Origin of the sequence: Streptomyces sp. CB01881 (assembly GCF_002953255.1) — a bacterium.
Lineage (GTDB): Bacteria > Actinomycetota > Actinomycetes > Streptomycetales > Streptomycetaceae > Kitasatospora.
The window spans coordinates 8035547-8054903 of the sequence record NZ_CP026498.1 but is presented as its reverse complement, the minus strand read 5'-3'; the positions used below and the strand labels follow the sequence as shown (position 1 = coordinate 8054903).

The following is a 19357-nucleotide window of genomic DNA, read 5'->3' as shown; positions in this document are numbered from 1 at the left end:
GCCGGGAGATCCCAGCGCCCCTTCGTGACCCCACGCGCCCCGGCAACCTCCGTCGTCCCGCGCCGCTACGGCGCCGGCCGCAGCGTTGCCCGGCCGGCTCCCCTCCCCTCGCAGCACGACACCTTCCCTCTCAGCACTTCGTGTGCCGGTCACACCATCCGACCGGCACACGGTTGTCCCGATCACGCCCGCGGCCACCCCGGCCGGGCCCCAGGAGGATCACCATGCTCGATCACCGACTGAACAGCGAGTACGAGGAACTGCGGCGGACGGTCGCCGAGTTCGCCCAGGACGTGGTCGCGCCGAAGATCGGCGAGTTCTACGAGCAGAACGAGTTCCCCTACGAGATCGTCCGGGAGATGGCGCGGATGGGCCTCTTCGGCCTGCCGTTCTCCGAGGAGTACGGGGGCATGGGCGGCGACTACTTCGCGCTCGGCCTCGTGCTGGAGGAGCTCGCCCGCGTCGACTCCTCGGTCGCGATCACCCTGGAGGCCGCGGTCTCGCTCGGCGCGATGCCGATCTACCGCTTCGGGACGGAGGAGCAGAAGCGCGAGTGGCTGCCCCGGCTGACCTCCGGCGAGATGCTCGGGGCGTTCGGCCTGACCGAGCCCGAGGGCGGCTCCGACGCCGGTGCGACCCGCACCACGGCGCGGTACGACGAGGCCACCGACGAGTGGGTCATCAACGGCACCAAGTGCTTCATCACCAACTCCGGCACCGAGATCACCGGCCTGGTCACGGTCACTGCCCTCACGGAACCGATCGCTCGTTCGAGTGAAGAGGGCGAATTCTCCTCGCCAAAGCGCGAGATCTCTTCCATCATCGTGCCTGCTGGAACCCCGGGGTTCCAGGTGTCGAAGAAGTACTCGAAGGTCGGGTGGAACGCATCCGACACCCGCGAACTGTCCTTTACCGACTGCCGCGTCCCCGCGGCCAACCTGCTGGGCGAGCGCGGCCGCGGCTACGCCCAGTTCCTGCGGATCCTCGACGAGGGCCGCATCGCGATCGCAGCCCTGGCCACCGGCCTGGCCCAGGGGTGCGTCGACCAGTCCGTCGCCTACGCCGGTACGCGCCGCGCCTTCGGGCGGCCGATCGGCGCCAACCAGGCCATCCAGTTCAAGCTCGCCGACATGGAGATGCGCGCGCACACCTCCCGCCTGGCCTGGCGGGACGCCGCCTCCCGGCTGCTGCACGGCGAACCGTTCAAGAAGGAGGCCGCGATCGCCAAGCTGTACTCGTCCGAGGCCGCCGTCGACAACGCCCGTGAGGCGACCCAGATCCACGGCGGGTACGGCTTCATGAACGAATTCCCGGTCGCGCGCTTCTGGCGCGACTGCAAGATCCTCGAAATCGGGGAGGGCACGTCCGAGGTCCAGCGCATGCTCATCGCCCGGGAGTTGGGCGTTCAGTCCTGAGGACCCACCCCTCCCGTACAGCCTGAAAAAGGCTTGCTTTCCGATTGTCCGGCCGCCTGTCAGCCGACTTCCCGGGCCGGCGACCGGCCTGTCTGCCGACTTCCGGATCCGCCGGGTTCCGAGTCGGCGGCTTCCCGGCCTGCCGGCCAGGGGCCGGTCGGACAATCGGGGCGCGCTACTTGTCGGGCCGTCAGGGGATCACGATCACCGGGCGGTTGGCCCGCCGCGCCAGCCGCCCGGAGACCGAACCGAAGATCTTGCCGAGCAGGCCGTGCGTGCTGCCGACCACAATGGCGTCGGCCGCGTACTCGCGCCCGACCTCCTCGATCTCATGGCAGATGTCGCCGCCCCGCTCGACCAGGACCCAGGGGACACCCGCAAGGAAGTCCGCGCAGGCGAGTTCCAGGCCGAGCATCTCGGTCCGGTGGTCGGGGAGGTCGACGAAGACGGGAGGTTCACAGCCGGCCCAGACCGTGGCGGGCAGCCGGTTGGCCACATGAACGATCACCAGGCCGCACTGCGAGCGACGGGCCATGCCCACCGCGTAGGCGAGGGCGCGCTCGCTCGACAGGGAGCCGTCGAAACCCACCACCACACCGTGCTGGAACGCGGGATCACAGGACAGGACCGGCGTCTCCTGGATCTCCGGCGCGCTCGGCAGGCCGGCACCCCCCGGGTGTTCGGCCCCGGGACCGAGGCGGCCCGTCACCGCCGGCTCCGCAGGGTCGGCCCGGTGCTGGTCGCGTCGTTGGCGGGAACCGGGGCGGCTCCGGCGCGCGATGTTGCGAAGAATGCGGCTGAGGGCCCGAGCGTCCACGGCAACCGGCTCTCCCCCTGGATCTCCGCCGTCACAGCCGTCACCACCGACTCCACCGGCCGCTGTGCCGGTGCCGCGGACCGCGTCCGGCTCAACCGGTCGGGATGACTCAAAACCAGCCATGGCTCAAGGCTCTTCGAGGGAGATGGGCCGAAAGGAGAGGACAACGCTGCCCAGGCAGCAGGGCCGCCCACGGGACGACGTCGGTCTTCGCCGAGCACCACCGTTTGTGACCTATTCCTTTCAGAGTACGACGGGCGGGAGACTCAGCCCAGCGGCGAAGCCTCCGAACGCCTCGGTTCCCGCGAACGGAGGATGCGCCCGCCGACCGCAGTGCGCCCCCCGCCTGCGAACGATCGCGCCCCCTCTGGCGAAGGAGGTTCCCTGGAGCTTGACTGAGCGAACCGGGCGATGCAACAGGCCACCGGGACACCGTGACCGGACTGTCATGGATCGACAACGATCCGTCGCCACCCGTCACCGGCCGCTGTTCCCGCAGGCATGGGCGCCCCGCCGGGGCCGGCATCCATTTCAGCCAATTGGCACGGGTTCGCGGCGGCCTCTGGCATTTGCCAGGTGCATGCGCGCGGCCGCTGGCACCATGCTCGGCATGCCGCTGCTCCTGCTCGACCTCGACAACACGCTGCTCCCCAGGGATGCCGCTTTCCGGGCCTGGGCTCAGGATTTTCTGACCGAACGCGGACTGCCGCCCGGCGATCTCGACTGGCTCGTCACCATCGACGGCGGCGGCTACGTGCCGCGCAGCACCGTACTGTCCGCCGCTCAGCGCCGCTACGGGTTGGACGACTCCCTCGAATTCCTGCTCGCGCACTACCGACGCGGCATCAACTCCCACATCCACTGTCCCTCCCGGAACATCGAGGCGCTGCGGGCGGCGCGCGCGGCAGGGTGGACGCTCGGCATCGTGAGCAACGGCAACACCCGGCCCCAGTTGGAGAAGATCCGCCGGACCGGGCTCGGCCCGCTGGTCGACGGCTGGGTCATCTCGGAGGAGGCGGAGTGCGTCAAGCCGGACCCGCTGATCTTCGAGATCGCCGCGCAGCGCTGCGGCATCGCGCCCACCGGCAACTGGGCCGCGGAGACCTGGATGGTGGGGGACCACGCCCCCGCCGACATCGCGGGGGCGGAACTCACGGGCTTGCGCAGCGTCTGGCTGCACCACGGCCGGCCCTGGGCCGAGCCCGGCTACCGGCCGACGCTCAAGGCGGCGGGCCTGCCGGAGGCCGTCGGCCAGGTCCTGTCCGCACGCAGCGCACCGGCGCCGCGGCCGGGGATCCGGGCGGGCGGCGCGGCCCGACGGAGGACGACCGGCGCGGAGGCCGGGAGCCCGCGGTCCCGGAAGAGCACGGTGACGGCGCTTCCGGGCGCGCGGTCCGGCGCGCAGTTCCCGGCGTCCGCCCCTGACGGCCGGCGTGCGCCTGTTCCCGTGCACGGCGAGGACGTCAGTGCCCGGAGCTCGACGGCGGAGGTAGGTGTCCGAAACCGTTCCGGCGAATTTGCGGCCACCGGAGAGGGCCGCCCCGTCGGCGGGAGGTCGACCGGTACGGCGGACCGGTCGGGCGCCGCGGAACGGGCCGGAGTCCGCTCCGACCGCGCCGACCGGCCCTCCCACCCCGCTGCCGTCGGCGCTCCCGCCACGGCCGGTGAGACCGCCACCGCTCACACCGGCAGTGCACACCCCTCCCCCGGGCACCCCGCCCCTGCACACACGGCCCCTGCGGAACACCCTGCGCGGACGAGGTTCGCCAAGCCGCCGGCGTGGTTCGGCCAGCGTCCGGCCGCACCCCCGGCAGAGGCAGCGGCGGTCTCACCGTGACGTGACCGGGACCCCGTGCCCGCGGCCGACGCCGGCCTGCCGCATCCGGGAGCAGCCGCACCCGGCAGCAGCGGCGCGGGGCCCGGCACAGGCACCTGCACGGGAGCCAGTGCAGGAACGGCACGGGAACCTGCGAGGGGGGCCGGCCCAGCACCGGGCCGGCCCACCCGCCGCACCCCACCCCTCCCTGACCACCAAGGCGTCGCCTCCACCCGGAGGCACCCGGAAGACCCTGGGGAGCCCCGGAAACCCCGGGAGCCTCCAAGCACCCCTCGGAGGCGCCTACCCGTCCGACGGCCCGGTCAGCGACCACCAGTGCGTGCGGCCCCGCTCGATGAAGCCGAGCTTGCGGTAGAGCGGCTCGCCGAGTTCGGTGGCGACGAGGGTCGCCGGAAGGTCGGAACGGGCGGCGGCCAGCGCGGTCTCCAGGACGGCGCGGGCGACGCCGCGGGAGCGGTGGTCGGGGAGCGTCGCGACCCAGTACACCCCGGTGGAGCGGCCGTCGTCGTAGGTGAGGGAGGCACCGGCCGGTACGCCGTCGATGCGTCCCAGCCAGGCCCGGAACCCCGGTTCGCGGAGGAGGTCCCCCGGCAGCATGCCGCCCCGGGTCCAGGGCTGTCGTTCCGTGATGGGGAACCCCTCGACCACGGCCCGCTCGACCTCGGCGAACTCGTCGGCGTCCAGCACCTCATCGACCGTCAGAGGCCCCCCGTCCCGGTCTCCGGAGCGCGGGAGCGAGCCGGGCAGGGGCGCGTCGAGAGGGCCCGGTTCGCGCACCATCACGGCCATGGCCCGGCCGTGCCCGCAGCCGTGGCGCGTCATGTCCAGCCCGCTGTAGGGGTCTTCCAGGGTGAGCCGGACGGTGGCCCACTCGCGCACGAGGGCCGCCAGCTCGTCTTCGAGGACCGCGGAATCGTCGTAGGGGCGCGTGATCACGATGCGGTGTGCGTCGTCCGCCGTGCGGGCACAGCGGACGGCGGTGAACCGGGGTGTTATGAGCTGTTGCCAGCCGTGCGTACGGGCTTGGGCGAGCCAGAATGCGGCGGCGTTGTCGTTGGCCTGTTCGAGCCGGCTGAGGATCTCCACTCCAGGGACGGTAGCGCGAGCCGGCGATCGTCGCCCTGCCGCCCCGGCACTGGCCGGATGAAGCCCGGGAGGCGCACGGTTCGGCCTACGTGCGCCCTCCTGTGCACCGCCTATTTTCGGTCAATCTCGCGCGCCTCCCCCACCCTTGGGCAAAGTCGCAGCCCAGACCCTCCGGCCGGGCACGCCGAAGCCGGGCGCCCCAGGACCAGTCCCGCGACAACCAGCCACCGTTGCACCGGCCCCCTTCCCAGAAGGGTCGACGGGTGCCACGCTTCGTGATCGAATGCATCACGCCAAATTGCCATGTCGACATAGCGTCGGATGGTGAACTTGTCACAACGGCAACGGTCCACCCGATAGATTCGATCTTGGCTAGCAGTGCCGCACCACCACACCACACCACCGAGGGGGCTTGAGCGCCTTGAGCAGGGTGAGCAGGAGCGACGCGGGTCCTGACAGCGGCCAGGCCGTGGCCGGTATCACCGGTCGCTCCCCGAGAGCCACCGGCGCCTCGGCGATCGCTGCCAACCCCCGTTCCTCCGGCACCTCCAGCGCCGCCCCGCACCCCTCGTACACCTCTGCGGCCGCATCGGCCCTGCCCGCCCCGGCTGCCTCCCCGGCACCGGGACCGGCCGGAACAGGGGCCTTCTCGGCCGCCGTGGAACAGGGTGGACGATCCGTCAGCCGACCCTCGGTCAATCCTGTTCCCGTGCACGGCGGCGGGTCCGGCGGGCACGCGGGCCCGTCGGTTCCCGGCCATCCTGGCACTCCGGGCCACCCCGGACAGCAGGGCCAACACGGCCAGCACGTCCACCCCGGACAGGACGCGGCGTTCCCCGCCTTCTCCGGCGGCCCCGCCCCGGCCTCTCCGCCGACGGGACCGGCGTCAGGAGGCATGGCGGGTGGCGCAATCGCGGCAGGTCCGCTCGGACTCGGCGGAAACGGCTACGGTCCGGCCGGCCACGGCCCGGTCGGCGGTCCCGGCGCGAACGGCTCCTCGACCGCGGTGATGGCCGCCGCACCCCGGAAGCTGTCCGGCCGGCGCCGGCGCGAGACCGTCGCGGTACTGATCTTCGGTGGCGCACCGATCTTCGAGAGCTCCATCCCGCTCTCCGTCTTCGGCGTCGACCGCCAGGACGCCGGGGTCCCGCGCTACCGCCTGCTGGTCTGTGCCGGGGAGGAGGGGCCGCTCGCCACCACCGGCGGTCTCACGCTCTCCGCGCCGTACGGGCTGGAGGCGCTCGCCCGGGCGGGCACGATCGTGGTGCCGGCCTGGCGCTCGATCTCGCAGCCGCCGCCGGTCGAGGCGATCACCGCACTGCGCAAGGCACACCACGAGGGCGCGCGGATCATCGGGCTCTGCACCGGCGCATTCGTGCTCGCGGCCGCCGGTCTGCTGGACGGCCGCCCGGCGACCACGCACTGGATGTACGCGCCGACCCTGGCCAAGCGCTACCCCCGGGTCCATGTCGACCCGCGTGAACTCTTCGTCGACGACGGCGACGTGCTGACCTCGGCCGGCACCGCCGCCGGCATCGACCTCTGCCTGCACGTGGTGCGCAGCGACCACGGCGCCGAGGCGGCCAACGCGCTGGCCCGCCGCCTGGTGGTGCCCAGCCGTCGCAGCGGCGGCGGACAGGCCCAGTACATCGATCAGTCTTTACCGGAGGAGATCGGCAACGACCCGTTGGCCGAGGTGGTCACCTGGGCGCTGGAGAACCTCAACCAGCAGTTCGACGTCGAGGTGCTGGCGGCCCGGGCCTACATGAGCCGGCGGACCTTCGACCGGCGGTTCCGCACGCTGACCGGCAGCGCCCCGCTGCAGTGGCTGATCACCCAGCGGGTGCTCCAGGCCCAGCGGCTGCTGGAGACCTCGGAGCTGTCGGTCGACGACGTGGCCCGCCGTTGCGGGTTCCGGTCGCCGGTGGCCCTGCGCGGGCACTTCCGGCGCCAGCTCGGGGTCTCGCCGGCCGCGTACCGGACGAGCTACCGGGCCCGGCGCCCGGGGGCGGCCTCGCCGACCCCGGCCCCGGTGCACCCGGGCGACCTCCGGCTGGCGGGCGCCGTACCGCAGTCGGCCGCGGCCCATGCCGCGGCTGCCGCTGCCGCCACCGCGGCGGGCGGGGCACCGCACGGCCAGCACGGCCAGCACGGTCCGGCGGGCCAGCACGGGCAGCCGTCCGCGCACCCGCTCGCGGCCGGGAACACCGGGCACGCCGGACACCCGGGGCAGCACGGTCCGCTGGGCCAGCACGGGCAGCCGTCCGGGCCGGGGTTCCACACGCGCGCCGCGCAGCCCTACCCGCACCAGCAGGCGGGGCAGCCCTCGCACCCCGGACAGCCGGGGGCCGGGCGCGGTCCGGCCCGCCCGCCGCTGGTTCCGGCGCAGGCCGGTCCGGGAGCGGGCCGCCCCCTGCGCACCGCGGAACACGCCGCGGCCGAGGACGGTCACCCGCAGCCGGGAGCCCGCGGTCAGGGGCAGGGGCATCGCAGTGCGGCCGAGCGAGCCTCGGACGAGGCCGGCGGTGCCGGTACCGGCGGTGCGGCCGGCGGCCGCGGCCACGGTGCGCCCGGCCGGGTGCCGGCGCCTGCGGTGTCCGGGACGCCGGAGGGCAGGGCCCGGCAGGGACGCGTTCCGCAGGTCCACCCGCAGGGTGGCCGCGCGGGCGACCCCGAGGGTGTCCGGGAGCCGCGTGACCCGCGGACCGCACGGGACGGCCTCCAGGCGCACCCGGCCCATCCGGTGGGCCGGGCCGGGCAGGTCACACCGGCCCGCGAGGCCCACGAGCCCGGCACTCCCGGCCAGGACGAGCACGCCCCGGAGGGCTGCGCGCCGGCGCCGCACCCGGCTCCTCCGGTGCCCGTGGCGCGTGATCGCGCCGTAGGGTGAGTGGCGTGAATGACCGTTTGGTATGGATCGACTGTGAAATGACAGGCCTCGACCTCGACCGGGACGCCCTGGTCGAGGTCGCGGCGCTGGTGACGGACTCCGAGCTGAACGTCCTCGGCGAGGGCGTGGACGTCATCATCCGCCCGCCCGCCGAGGCGCTGGCGAACATGCCCGAGGTGGTGCGCACGATGCACACCTCCTCCGGCCTGCTCGACGAGCTGGAGCACGGCGTCACGCTGGCCGAGGCGGAGGCGCTGGTCCTCGCGTACGTCCGCGAGTACGCGCCCGAGGCCGGGCGGACGCCGCTCTGCGGGAACTCGGTGGCGACCGACCGCGGCTTCCTGGCCCGGGACATGCCGGCCCTGGAGGGCCATCTCCACTACCGGATCGTGGACGTCTCCTCCATCAAGGAGCTGGCCCGCCGCTGGTACCCGAGGGCGTACTACAACAGCCCGCAGAAGGGCGGAAACCACCGGGCGCTCGCGGACATCCGCGAGAGCATCGACGAACTGCGGTACTACCGCGAGGCGGTGTTCGTCCCGCAGCCCGGCCCGGACACCGACACCGCGCGCGCGATCGCCGAGAAGTACCAGGCGCCGACGGACTGACCCTCCCCCGGCCTTCCGACGGCCTCGGTCCGGGGCCGTCGGAAGGCCGGGGAACGGACCGGCGAGCGCCCGAGGGAAACCCTGGCGCGAGCACCCTCTCGGATCCTGTAGAGTTCTTCCTGTCGGAACGGGAACGCGAAGAGCGGGAACGGACCGGACAGATGGTGGGTGTAGCTCAGTTGGTAGAGCACCTGGTTGTGGTCCAGGTGGCCGCGGGTTCGAGTCCCGTCACTCACCCCAGAGCCTGAGGGGCCGATCTCTTCAAGAGATCGGCCCCTCAGGCGTTTTCGCGTTCCCCCGCCCCCTTCGGCACATCTCCTTCCGCGCATCCCGTTCCGGACGGTCCCCGGAGGTCCCGCGACATCCCTCCGCAAGAGATCTGCCGACGGGTCTGCCCTCAGAAGCTACTTGCCAGTAACATAGCTGCCATGACCACACCTTCGATCGGCCAGCTGCTCGACTCGACCGTGCCGATGGCACGCACCCTCAAGCTGGAGTACCTGGAGACGACGCCGGAGCGCGCCGTCCTCCGGCTGCCCGACCAGCCGGAGTACCACAACCACGTCGGCGGGCCGCACGCCGGCGCGATGTTCACGCTCGCCGAGTCCGCGAGCGGTTGCATCGTGCTGGGCGCCTTCGGCGACCAGCTCTCGCGGGCGGTGCCGCTCGCAGTCAGTGCCGAGATCTCGTACAAGAAGCTGGCCATGGGCGCCGTCACCGCCACCGCCGTGCTGGGCCGCCCGGCCTCGGACATCGTCGCCGAGCTGGACAAGGGCGAGCGGCCGGAGTTCCCCGTCACCGTCGAGATCACCCGCGCCGACGGCGCTGTGACCGGCGTCATGACCGTCATCTGGACCCTGCGCCCCAACTCCTGACCGGCTCCGGGTCCTGACCGGCTCCGGTTCCTGACCGTCAGCGGGAAAGCCGGCCGCCGCGGCGCGCGGCCGGTGGATCCACGACCCGCGATGATGACTGTCCGTGACGACGGCCGTGACCTTACGGCCCGTCCGCTCGTTCTCGATTCACGTGCGAGCCAATCACGCGAGCAAGGCCCCGGTTCCCGCCCGACGCGCCGTCGGCGGTGCACGGCGCCCGGGCGGCCGGTGGCTGCCCGGGTCGCGTGCCGTCGCAGCGGGCGGAGTGCTCCTCGCACAACTCTGGGGGCTCGGCGCACTGGGGGCGCCCGCCCACGCGGCGGCCTCGCCGCTGCCGGAGCCGGTGAGCCAGGCTGCGGCCCGGACGCCGGGCGGCGGCCGGGCCGGTCCCGGGGCCGGCGAGGCGCAGGGCAGCGACGGGCGGGCCGTCGACGGACGGCCCCGCGACGGGGAGTCAGCCGGGCATCCCGCCGCAGCGGGCCAGGAGGCCGAAGGCGAGGCCGCACCGGGCTGGGCGGCCCCCGGAGGGCAACCACCCTCTCCCGGCCAGGCCGCGCCCGGTCGGACGGCCTCCGATCCGGCGGCCTCCGATCCGACGGCGCCCGGTCAGGCCTCCTCGCCGGGGCCGCTCGGTGAGCCCGCCGACGTGGCCGACTCCGCCCCCTCCCCCGCGCCCGGCCTGGAGGCCGCGAAGGTGCCGGTCGGCAGCGTGCTCCAGGACCGGATCAGAGCGGGTGACCTGCCCCTGCCGGGCCAGCGGGCCTCCGTCCCCGACGCGTTCGTGATCGCCTCCGGCCTGCTCGGGACCGCCCCCGCACAGGCCCGCACCGCGGCGGCGCGCGTCTCCCGGGACGGCGACGACGGCTCCAAAGAAGCCTCGGCGGCAGTCGGCCCCTCAGGTTCCGCCGACTCACGGACCGCCGCGCCCAACGCCGGGCAGCACGGTCCGGCCGCGCCACCGCCCGCGCCCGCGCCCGGGAACAGCGGGCGGCAGGAGCAGACCGCCGGACGACCCGGCCCCGGCGACACCGGGAACTCCCGCGCCACCGCGCCGGACCGTTCCGCGCCGCACGAGGACCTCGCACTGACCGGCGCCCTCACGGCTCCGGCCGGCCACGGTCTCGCGGGCACCGGCACGGCCGTCCTCGCACCGATCGCCGCGGGGCTGCTGCTGACCGGCGCCGCGATGTGCAAGCACCGGGGACTGCCGCGCGGGCACTGAGGCGGCCGTCCGCCACTCCGCCCGGCTCGCCACCTCGCCACCTCGCCGCCGCCGCCACCACCGCCGCCGCCCGCCCGAGCGCCGGCGGCGGGCACCCGCCGGGGAGTCAGGAGGTCGCGGCGATCTCCAGGGCGAGTAGCGGCAGTTCGCGGCCGGGTATCGACTCGGACGGGGTGGTGCCGATCCTGGTGGCACCCATCGCAAGGTAGAACGGTTCGGCGTTCGGGTCCGCGTCGAGGGTGAGCCGGCGGAAGCCCAGTGCCGCGGCCTGCGCCCGCAGGTGCGCGACCAGGCTGCGGCCGACGCCCCGGCCGATGGTGTCGGGCTCCACGAAGAGCATGCCCAACTCGCCCTCCGGGGGCGTCCCGACGAGGGTGACGAAGCCCAGTACCCGGCCGTCGGCCTCGGCCACCGCCGTCCGGCGCGGCTCGATCCCGGCGGGATCGAGAGTCAGTTCCTCCCGGCAGGCCTCCAGGAACGCCTCGTCGTAGCCCCAGTACGCCTTGGAGCGCAGGGCGAGCTCAGTGAGCCGCTCCGCCTCGTCCGGCCGGGCCGGTCTGATCCGCATGCCCTCGCTCCTCCCGCCCAGCCCCGCCGTCCGCATTCCGGACAGCGCGCCCATTCTCGGCGGCCACCCACCGTTCGCCAAGCGGTTTACCGGGACGGACGGCGGGCGTCCGTGCGACCGGGGACGTCCCGCCGGGCACGGGCCGGCGGGTGGGCGGCAGCCCGGACGAGGCCCGCTCGGACAGTGCTCGGACGGGGCCCAGGTTGGGGCCAAGGCCGGGCTCAGCTGAAGGCCCCCGGCGGCGGGGCCGGGGAGGGTGCCGCGGTGGCGTCCGTGGCCGGGGCGGCGCCGGCGGCGAAGTCGGCCAGGGCACGGCCGTGTTCGACCCGGCCGAGGGCGGCGTCGGAGGCCACCTTGCGGCCCAGTTCGGCAAGTGGGAGCGGGGCGTGCGCGGCGGCCAGGATCAGGTTGCCGAAGCGCTTGCCCCGCAGCACCGCCGGGTCGGCGACCAGGCAGAGTTCGGGGAAAACCGCTCCGAGGGTGGCGATCTGCGAGCGGGCGAACGGCAGCGCCGAGCCGTCGGCGATGTTCACCGCGTACCAGCCGCCGGGGGCCAGGGCCTTGGCGGCCAGCGTGGTGAACTCGACGGTCGTGCAGTGGGCGGGCACCCGGGCCCCGGAGAAGACGTCGGCGATCACCAGGTCGACGGTGCCCTCGGGGGTCCGCTCCAGGACGCTGCGGGCGTCCGAGCCGCGCACCTTGATCTGCCAGCCGCGCTCCAGCGGGAGTTCGGTGCGGACGAGTTCGGTGAGCGCGGTGTCGATCTCGGCGACCTGCTGGCGGGACCGCGGGCGGGTGGCCGCGACGTAACGGGCCAGCGTGAGGGCGCCGCCACCGAGGTGCAGAACGGTCAGCGGACGGCCGGGCGGGGCGACCAGGTCGATCAGGTGGCCGAGCCGGCGCTGGTACTCGAAGCCCAGGTAGGTCGGGTCGGCGAGGTCGACCATGGACTGCGGGGCGCCGTCGACCAGCAGCGACCAGGCCGCAGGGCGGTCGCGGTCGGGGCGCAGTTCGGCGAGCCCGGAGCCGACGGGACGGGTGAGCGGGCCCTGGGCGTGCGTCCGGCCGCCAGGGCCGGTGGCCGCCGGCTGTGGCTCCGCCGCCGTACGGCCCCTGTCGGCGCTTCGGTCGGCCCTGCTGCTTCGTCCCATACCGGCCATTATCGCCGGGCCGGCGGAGGGCTCCGCAGCTCAGCGGGGTGGGGGCGGGGTGGAGCCGGGCCGGCGGCGTCAGAACGGGCCGAGGCCGCCCGCGGTCAGCGTGCAGGCGGCCTCGCAGAGGGCCGAGCGCAGGACCCAGGCGTCGGTGGGGCGGACGCAGCAGTCGGCGCCGGCCGGGGGCATCACCCAGCGCGGATCGGTGGCGGGCGGGATCAGGGCACCCGCCGTACAGGAGCTGCCGGGAAGGTGCCACGTCTCCGAGGTGCCGGCGGGGACGAGGAAGGAGACGGTGCTGCCGTTCCGGCTCTGCAGCACCGCGCCGCAGGCCCGGCGCAGCCGCAGGATGTCGACCGCCTCCAGGCCGTGCCGCAGGGCGACCGTCACGGTGTCGCAGCCGGTGCCGGCCGCGCCGTCGGCGTCCGGGGCCAGGCGGCGGAACGGCCCGCTGCCGCCGCACGGGGCGCGACCGCCCTCGACCGGCCCTCGGCCCGGACCGCGGTCGTCGGCCGGTTCGGGCAGCAGGGCGGGGACGGCGCCGGCGAGCACCCCTCCGGCGACCAGGCGGTGGTACTGCGGTACTCCGGTGGCCATCACGGCCCTCCTGTCACCTCGTCCGATCGGAAGCGCCACCGCCCGGCGGGTGGGGGGCCGCCGCTGCGAACGGCGGGGCCTGGGCGGCGACCGGGGCTTCCACGTATCAGGACAACGCCGGGGAGCCGCTCCAGGCCACGGGGCGCCTTACAGCAAGGCATGGCATTTCATGGCAGATCCCGGCAACAACGTCTGGTTTGCCCGCAATTGACAGGAGATCAGCCACCAACTCGCTGTGCCCGACCGGTGACTCCCGGTACTGTCGGTTGCGTGCCCGGTGGTCCATCCGGCCCCACCGGGCCCACCCGCACCCCGAGCCGGACCAACCAGCCCCGCACCCGACCCCGCACCCGACCCCGACCCCGACCGGGTCGGCCGGCGCAACCACCCCGGCACGCCCCCAGCACGACCACGGAGCGCATCATGGCAGCCACCCCACCGGCCGAGCCGAACCGCCCGTCACCCAACACCGTGATGCGCGCCCTGCGGGGCGACCGTTCGCCGGGCGAGTTCGCCATGGCCGTACGCCGGGCCGCCCGCGAGATCGGCGAGCACGTCTCCTGCGACGCCCGCTACGTCGGGCGGGTCGAGTCCGGTGAGATCCGCTGTCCCAACTACGCGTACGAGAGGGTCTTCCGGCACATGTGGCCGGACCGCTCACTGACCGAACTCGGGTTCTCCCCCCGCACCGCCGTCCGCCGCCGCTCAGCGGACGACGGCGGGGGGCCCGTGCCACCCCGGCTCCACCCGCCGTTCCCGCCCCTGCCCGCCCCGCGCTCGCCGCACTCCACCCAACTCCCGTACGCTGCCTCGCCGTACGCGGAACCACCCCCACCGGACGGGCCCTTGCCGCCGAGGCCCGCGGAGCCACCCCGGGGGCCCGCTGGACCGCACCATTTCGACGAGGAGAACGACGACGTGCGTCGCCGTACGTTCCTGGCCGGCGGCTCCGCCGCGCTGGCCACCGTGATCGGCATCGACCAGCCGGCCGAAGCCGCCACCGCCCGACCCGCCCGCGCCGCGTCCGGCCCGGCCGCACCCGCCGCCGGGAGGACCGCCGCGGGTGCGTTCATCCCGGCCCAACCGCGGTCCGGGGCGGCCCGGTTCGCCCCCGCCCCCACGCTGTTCGACCCCGGGTCGGCCTTCGTGCCCGGCAGGCCCGGGCCGGTCCCGCCGCCGCGCAGGGTCGGCGCGACCGAGGTGCTCGGCGTCGAACAGGCCGTCCGGGAGATCCGGCTGGCCGACGACGCCCACGGGGCCGACGCCCTGTACGAACGGGCCGGGCAGTCGCTGCGCACCGCGTACGTGTTGCTCAACGAGGGCGACTACAGCGCGGAGACCGAGCGGAGACTCCAGGCCGGCGCCGGCGAACTGGCCATCTCGGTCGGCTGGTTGGCGCACGACTCGAACCGGTTGGCGGACGCCCGGTCGCTCTACGCCGAGGCCCTGGCCACCGCCCGGATGGCGGGCGATGCCGCCCTGGAGGCACACGTCTTCTGCAACAGCGCCTTCCTCGCCCGGGACACCGGCCGACCGCGCGAGGCGCTGCGCGCCGCCCAGGCCGGGCAGGCCGCCGCCCGGAGCCTGGACTCCGACCTGCTGCTCTCGCTGCTCGCCATGCGCGAGGCCGGCGGCTGGGCGCTGTTGCAGGACCGGTCCGCCTGTGACCGGGCGCTCGCCCGCGCGTACCGGCTGTTCGACCACGGCCCCTCCGAGGCCGACCCGGAGTGGATGTCCTTCTTCGGTGAGGCCGAGATCGCCGGGCTGCAGTCCCAGTGCTGGTCCGCCCTCGGCGACTGGGACCGCGCCAGCGAGCAGGCCGGGCTGGCCATAAGGCTCCAGGAACCGCACTTCGTCCGCAACCGCGTGCTGTACACCGCCGAGCTCGCCCACGACCGGCTCGGCCGGGGGGACTTGGCCGGTGCGGCCCACCACGGCACGGCCGCCGTGGCGCTGTTCGGCGAGGTCCGCTCCGCGCGGATCAGGAGCATGCTGGCCGACACCGCCGACCGGCTGCGCCCGCACCGGGGCGTCACCGAGGTCGGCCGGTTCCTGGCCGACTACGACCTGGCGTCGGCCGCCTGAGCCGGGACGCCCGGCTCCGGACGCCGCAGCCGGGTCACCGCAGCCGGGACGGCCGAGCCGGGACACCCGGGTCGGGTCGGGTGGGCCCGCCGGCCGGGGCACCCGCCACCCGAAAAGCCCTCGGGCCCTCCCGGCGAGTCGTCGGAAGGGCCCGAGGGCATCGGTCGTGCGGCGGGTCGGGCCTCAGTGCTTCAGGCCCTCCAGGTGGCCGAGGTCGTTCCAGACCTCGACCGCCGGGGCGCCGTACTCCCAGGAGAGGACGCAGAGCGCGGCCGTTCCGAGCTTGAACCGCTGCGCGTACTCGGGCGGGAGGCCGAGCCAGCGGGCGGTCAGGATGCGCAGCAGGTGGCCGTGGGCGAAGAGCACCACGTCGCGGTCGGCGCAGTGCATGACGGTGGTGTCCTGTGCGGGCACACCGTGCTCGTCGTTGAGGTCGGCGAGGAAGGCGTCCACCCGGGCGGCGACGTCGGAGAGCTTCTCGCCGCCGGGCACGCCGTCCCGCCAGATCAGCCAGCCGGGGTGGTCGGTGGCGCGGATGTCGGGGCCGGTCCGGCCCTCGTACTGGCCGTAGTCCCACTCCAGCAGTTCGGGGCGGTCGACGGCGCGGTCACCGAAGCCGGCCAGGGCGCAGGTCTCCTCGGCGCGGTCGAGCGGGCTGGTGTAGACGAGGGCGTCCGGCAGGCCGTTCCAGGGCGCCTTGGCGAGGCGGGTGCCGAGGGCCCGGGCCATCGCACGACCCTCCTCGGTCAGCGGGATGTCGGTCCGGCCGGTGTGACGGCCGGTGGCGGACCACTCGGTCTCGCCGTGGCGGACCAGGACGATTCGGGCGGGCATGGGAGGCTCCTCGCGGCGGGGCGGCGGCAACGGTCGGTCTCACCATTGAGCACCGGGGCTCCATGATCCCTCACTCCTCCACCGCCCACGATCCCGGGCCGGGTACCCCCGTGCCACCACGGCGGACACCGCCCCCGGCGCCCGGCCCAACCCGGCGCCCGGCCCCGGCACCGACCCCGGCTTCGGCTTCGGCGCGGACGCGCGCCCCGCCCCCGGCCCCCCGCTTCGCCCGTCTCCCGGTACCGCCCGAATCGACCCGCATGGCCGCGGTTGCCCGTGGTTCGACCCGCATGGCCGCGGATCGCCCGGGCCGGACCGGATTGTCGGACCCGGGTGCGACACTGGGCCGCACCATGAACGTCTCGACGAACGTCCCGCCCCGCGGGCCCTCTGAGCCGCTCGCCCAGCGGCTCGCCGAGCTTCGCGGTCCTGCGCCGCAGCGCAGCCTGACCGCCCGCGCCCTCGCCGCGCTCGCCGCCAATCCGGGCTGTCAGCGCCGCGCGGTGCTCGACGCCGCCGGGGTCGACAAGTCGGCCCTGGCCGCCCGGCTCGGCCGGCCCGCGCCGTTCGGGCAGTCGCCCTTCGCCATCGCGCGCGGCGTGATCTTCGAGTCCCGGTTGAAGGAGGACGGCTACGCAGCCCTGCTGGAGCCGCTCCGCCGCCACCTCGGCCTCCCCGTGGAGGGCGGCGTTCCGCTCACCGTGCCCGACCTGCTGCGCCGCTCCGGCCCGGCCGTCCGGGCCGAGCGGACGACGGCCGCACTGGCCGAGGCGGCCGCCGACCCAGAGGCCTGGACGCTGCTGGACCACCCGCTGCTGCGGCTCGACGTGGCCGGCAGCACCGCCTACCTGGAACCGGACGCCGTGGTGGTGCACGGCGGGCGGTGCACCGTCGTCGAGATCAAGTCCTTCCCGGTGCTGGACGGCAGCGCGGACCCGGCCAAGGTCGGTGCCGCCGCCCGTCAGGCCGCCGTCTACGTGCTGGCGCTCCAGGAGACGGCCGCCGCCCTGGCCGGCCGCCCGGTGGACGCGGACCCCTACGCCGAACAGCGGCTGCCGGGCAGTCCGCGGCTGAGCGTGCTGCTCGTCTGCCCCAAGGACTTCAGCAACCGTCCGACCGCCGTCCCCGTGGACGTCCGGCGCGAGCTGGCCACCACCCGCCGCCAGCTGAGCCGGATGACCGGCATCGGCCGCCTGCTGGACGCACTGCCGCCGGGGGTCGGCTTCGACCTCGCGCCCGGAGAGGACGGTGTGCCCGCCCGCTCCGGCCAGGAGCTGGCCGCGTCGGTCGAGGCGGTCCCCGCCGCCTACAGCCCGGACTGCCTGTCCGCCTGCGAGCTGGGCTTCCACTGCCGCTCCGAGGCCCGCTGCGGCGACCGGGTGGAGCAGCTCGGCCGGGGCGTGCGCGGCGAGCTGGGCACCATCCGGACGGTGACCGCGGCGCTGGCCGCCGCCGAGGGTGCCCAGGACACCGGGAGGACCGGGAACGCCGAGGCCGGCGCCAAGGCCGCCGGTGCCGAGGCCGGCAGCACCGGAGCCGGCGAAGCCGACGCGAGCGACGCGACCAACGAGACCGACGAGACCGGGGACGCCGCCGAGGACGCCACCGGGGCCGGCGAGGCCGCCGCCCGGCTGGCCTACGCCGCCGCGCTCCGCGCCGAGGCACTGGGCCGCACCGTTGCACCGACCGACCCGGGAGCCGCCGGATGAGCCTGCTCGACACCCTCGCCCGGCTGGAGGCCGTCCGCAGCGGCCGGGCCGAGCCACTGGCCACCGTCCGCCACCGGCACCTCTCCGAGCGCCCGATGGTGGTGGTCCCGCTGACCGCCGCCGGCGAGGCCGGCGCGCCGCTGGCCGTGATGCTCGGCACCGACCGCTCCGCGCCCCGGCTGCACTTCGTCCCGCAGCCGCTCAACCGCACGCTGCGCTTCGACTACCTGGCCGAGGTCGCCGCCGACCTGCTGCCCTACCTGGAGTCCTTCGCCGACGGGGTGGAGCAGATCGAGGGCTCCGAGAAGGACGCCGAGACCGGCGAGAAGACCGTGGTCCTGCGCGAGCTGTGCACCGACGCGCCGCAGCTGATCGTGCCGAACGGCGCGGGCGTGCACCACCTCTCCCTGATCGGCCGGTCCACCCGGTTCCGCCGCACCGTCGAGGACGACGAGCCGGGACCGTACCCGGCGCCGGCCCGGGTGCCGTTGCTCGGCCGCTGGCTGACCCACCTCACCGACCGGGCCCAGGTGCCCGGCACCAGCCTGCTGCTACCGATGACCGGGCTGCTCGCCCGGCACTGGGCGACCGGCCAGAGCCACCTGGAGGACCAGCACCTGGCCGCCCGGCTGGCCTGGCACGCGCCGCCGCCGGGCCTGTCCGGCGCCGAGGCCGCCGAGCTGGCCGAGTCCGCCCGCGACGACCGCGGGCAGCTGCTCCACCCGCCGGCCGGTCCGGCCACCGACCCGCGCTTCGACGAGCTGGTGCTCGGCCCGGCGATCGCCCGGTACGACGCCGCCGCCGCGACCCTGCTGCACGGCGCCGGGGGGCACGGCACCGAGGAGCAGGACGACGCGACGGCCGAGCAGGCCCGGGCCGCCGTCCGGACCGCCGTCGGGCAGCTGTGCACGGTGCTGGAACAGGTGCTGCTGCCCACCTGGCACGACGTCTGGACGGGCCTGGACCTGCTGCGCACGCTGCCGCCCGCCGGGCACCTGGAGGAGCGCTGGACCGGCGACCGCTGGTCCTACACCGGCCACCGGGACCGGCTGGCGGCCGGCGAGCCGCCGCAGCCCCGGCAGGACGACGCCGTGACGGCGGCCCGGAAGCTGGCGCAGCGCGAGCGCGAGCAGGCCCGGCTGGACGTGCAGGAGGCGCTGGACGACCCGCTGGCGATGGCCGAGCACCGGCTGGCCGGTGAGGCGTTCTCGGGCGTGGTGACCGAGGTGGTGGCGGACTACGACACCTCGGGCCGCTCCCCCAAGCCGCGCCCGCTGGTGACGGTCAGCACCACCGACCGGCCGCACGCCGACCTCGGCCGGGAGGCGCACCGCGTCCACGGCCCGAGCGCGCAGAAGGCACGGATCGTCGCCGTCGACCCGGCCGGGGGCACCATCACGCTGCGGGTGCTCTCCGGCATGGGCCGGAAGAAGGAGCCCGAGCCGGGGAGCCTGCCCGAGCCGGGCGAGCGGATCACCTTCACGCTCTTCGAGCTGACGGTCCGCCAGTCCGCCCCGCTGCCCGAGCCGGACGACACCCCGTGGACGCACGGCGGCCCGCCCGGCAGCGCCGCGCCCGCCGTCGCACCCACGGCTCCCGGAGCGTCCGCCACCGCGGCGTCCGCCACCGCGTCCGCAGCCTTCGAGGAGTGGGAGTGACC

General features: G+C 75.0%; 14 protein-coding genes, 1 tRNA gene and 1 pseudogene. 10 read left to right on the top strand and 6 right to left on the bottom strand.

Going from position 1 to position 19357, the window contains the following annotated elements; translation table 11 throughout:
• Positions 1-224: 224 nt before the first annotated feature.
• On the top strand, positions 225-1415 hold the full coding sequence (locus C2142_RS25225) for an acyl-CoA dehydrogenase family protein (protein WP_148645063.1): 1191 nt from the start codon (positions 225-227) through the stop codon (positions 1413-1415).
• 190 nt (positions 1416-1605) lie between these two features.
• On the opposite strand, the gene C2142_RS25220 is transcribed toward C2142_RS25225, so the two are convergent.
• Complete coding sequence (locus tag C2142_RS25220; RefSeq protein WP_241003268.1) at positions 1606-2076, bottom strand: universal stress protein; 471 nt, start codon at positions 2074-2076, stop codon at positions 1606-1608.
• Between the two features lie 736 nt (positions 2077-2812).
• Here C2142_RS25220 and C2142_RS25215 point away from each other — a divergent pair.
• Positions 2813-4069, top strand: a complete 1257-nt coding sequence (locus tag C2142_RS25215; RefSeq protein ID WP_241002772.1) for an HAD family hydrolase — start codon at positions 2813-2815, stop codon at positions 4067-4069.
• A gap of 282 nt (positions 4070-4351) precedes the next feature.
• Here C2142_RS25215 and C2142_RS25210 read toward each other — a convergent pair whose 3' ends face one another.
• Complete coding sequence (locus C2142_RS25210) at positions 4352-5155, bottom strand: GNAT family N-acetyltransferase (RefSeq protein WP_148645061.1); 804 nt, start codon at positions 5153-5155, stop codon at positions 4352-4354.
• A gap of 1009 nt (positions 5156-6164) precedes the next feature.
• On the opposite strand from C2142_RS25210, the pseudogene C2142_RS25205 reads away from it, so the two are divergent.
• The 5 genes and pseudogenes from C2142_RS25205 to C2142_RS25185 form a co-directional block, all read left to right on the top strand.
• Positions 6165-7160 (top strand): annotated as a pseudogene (locus C2142_RS25205) (helix-turn-helix domain-containing protein); the annotation flags it as partial.
• A gap of 890 nt (positions 7161-8050) precedes the next feature.
• Positions 8051-8653 carry an oligoribonuclease gene (orn, locus tag C2142_RS25200; RefSeq protein ID WP_148645060.1) on the top strand — a complete coding sequence of 201 codons (603 nt, stop codon included), beginning with the start codon at positions 8051-8053 and terminating at the stop codon, positions 8651-8653.
• A gap of 164 nt (positions 8654-8817) precedes the next feature.
• A tRNA-His gene (locus tag C2142_RS25195) sits at positions 8818-8893 on the top strand.
• Positions 8894-9081: 188 nt separating this feature from the next.
• Complete coding sequence (locus C2142_RS25190; RefSeq protein WP_148645059.1) at positions 9082-9528, top strand: DUF4442 domain-containing protein; 447 nt, start codon at positions 9082-9084, stop codon at positions 9526-9528.
• 265 nt (positions 9529-9793) lie between these two features.
• A complete protein-coding gene (locus C2142_RS25185) occupies positions 9794-10750 on the top strand; it encodes a hypothetical protein (RefSeq protein WP_148645058.1) in 957 nt (318 codons plus the stop codon).
• A 106-nt stretch (positions 10751-10856) separates the two neighbouring features.
• On the opposite strand, the gene C2142_RS25180 is transcribed toward C2142_RS25185, so the two are convergent.
• The 3 genes from C2142_RS25180 to C2142_RS25170 all read right to left on the bottom strand — a co-directional run bounded on the left by C2142_RS25180 (position 10857) and on the right by C2142_RS25170 (position 13069).
• On the bottom strand, positions 10857-11318 hold the full coding sequence (locus C2142_RS25180; protein ID WP_148645057.1) for a GNAT family N-acetyltransferase: 462 nt from the start codon (positions 11316-11318) through the stop codon (positions 10857-10859).
• A gap of 221 nt (positions 11319-11539) precedes the next feature.
• On the bottom strand, positions 11540-12469 hold the full coding sequence (locus C2142_RS25175; RefSeq protein ID WP_148645056.1) for a fused MFS/spermidine synthase: 930 nt from the start codon (positions 12467-12469) through the stop codon (positions 11540-11542).
• 78 nt (positions 12470-12547) lie between these two features.
• On the bottom strand, positions 12548-13069 hold the full coding sequence (locus tag C2142_RS25170) for a hypothetical protein (protein ID WP_241002771.1): 522 nt from the start codon (positions 13067-13069) through the stop codon (positions 12548-12550).
• A gap of 423 nt (positions 13070-13492) precedes the next feature.
• Between C2142_RS25170 and C2142_RS40345 the strand changes: the two genes are divergently transcribed.
• A complete protein-coding gene (locus C2142_RS40345) occupies positions 13493-15154 on the top strand; it encodes a tetratricopeptide repeat protein (RefSeq protein WP_241002770.1) in 1662 nt (553 codons plus the stop codon).
• A gap of 183 nt (positions 15155-15337) precedes the next feature.
• On the opposite strand, the gene C2142_RS25160 is transcribed toward C2142_RS40345, so the two are convergent.
• Complete coding sequence (locus C2142_RS25160) at positions 15338-15988, bottom strand: histidine phosphatase family protein (protein ID WP_148645055.1); 651 nt, start codon at positions 15986-15988, stop codon at positions 15338-15340.
• A 353-nt stretch (positions 15989-16341) separates the two neighbouring features.
• On the opposite strand from C2142_RS25160, the gene C2142_RS25155 reads away from it, so the two are divergent.
• Together C2142_RS25155 and C2142_RS25150 are read left to right on the top strand one after the other, a co-directional pair.
• A complete protein-coding gene (locus tag C2142_RS25155; RefSeq protein ID WP_194235811.1) occupies positions 16342-17697 on the top strand; it encodes a hypothetical protein in 1356 nt (451 codons plus the stop codon).
• Complete coding sequence (locus C2142_RS25150) at positions 17694-19355, top strand: hypothetical protein (protein ID WP_241002769.1); 1662 nt, start codon at positions 17694-17696, stop codon at positions 19353-19355. Before C2142_RS25155 ends, C2142_RS25150 begins: the two co-directional genes overlap by 4 nt.
• The last annotated feature ends 2 nt before the right edge of the window (positions 19356-19357 follow it).

Excerpts from the sequence above, each read along its gene's own strand:
- C2142_RS25190 (WP_148645059.1), top strand. The coding sequence starts at position 9,082 with ATGACCACACCTTCGATCGGCCAGCTGCTCGACTCGACCGTGCCGATG.
- C2142_RS25160 (WP_148645055.1), bottom strand. The coding sequence starts at position 15,988 with ATGCCCGCCCGAATCGTCCTGGTCCGCCACGGCGAGACCGAGTGGTCC.
- C2142_RS25215 (WP_241002772.1), top strand. The coding sequence starts at position 2,813 with ATGCGCGCGGCCGCTGGCACCATGCTCGGCATGCCGCTGCTCCTGCTC.
- C2142_RS25180 (WP_148645057.1), bottom strand. The coding sequence starts at position 11,318 with ATGCGGATCAGACCGGCCCGGCCGGACGAGGCGGAGCGGCTCACTGAG.
- C2142_RS25150 (WP_241002769.1), top strand. The coding sequence starts at position 17,694 with ATGAGCCTGCTCGACACCCTCGCCCGGCTGGAGGCCGTCCGCAGCGGC.
- C2142_RS25175 (WP_148645056.1), bottom strand. The coding sequence starts at position 12,469 with ATGGGACGAAGCAGCAGGGCCGACCGAAGCGCCGACAGGGGCCGTACG.
- C2142_RS25225 (WP_148645063.1), top strand. The coding sequence starts at position 225 with ATGCTCGATCACCGACTGAACAGCGAGTACGAGGAACTGCGGCGGACG.
- C2142_RS25155 (WP_194235811.1), top strand. The coding sequence starts at position 16,342 with ATGAACGTCTCGACGAACGTCCCGCCCCGCGGGCCCTCTGAGCCGCTC.
- C2142_RS25170 (WP_241002771.1), bottom strand. The coding sequence starts at position 13,069 with ATGGCCACCGGAGTACCGCAGTACCACCGCCTGGTCGCCGGAGGGGTG.
- C2142_RS40345 (WP_241002770.1), top strand. The coding sequence starts at position 13,493 with ATGGCAGCCACCCCACCGGCCGAGCCGAACCGCCCGTCACCCAACACC.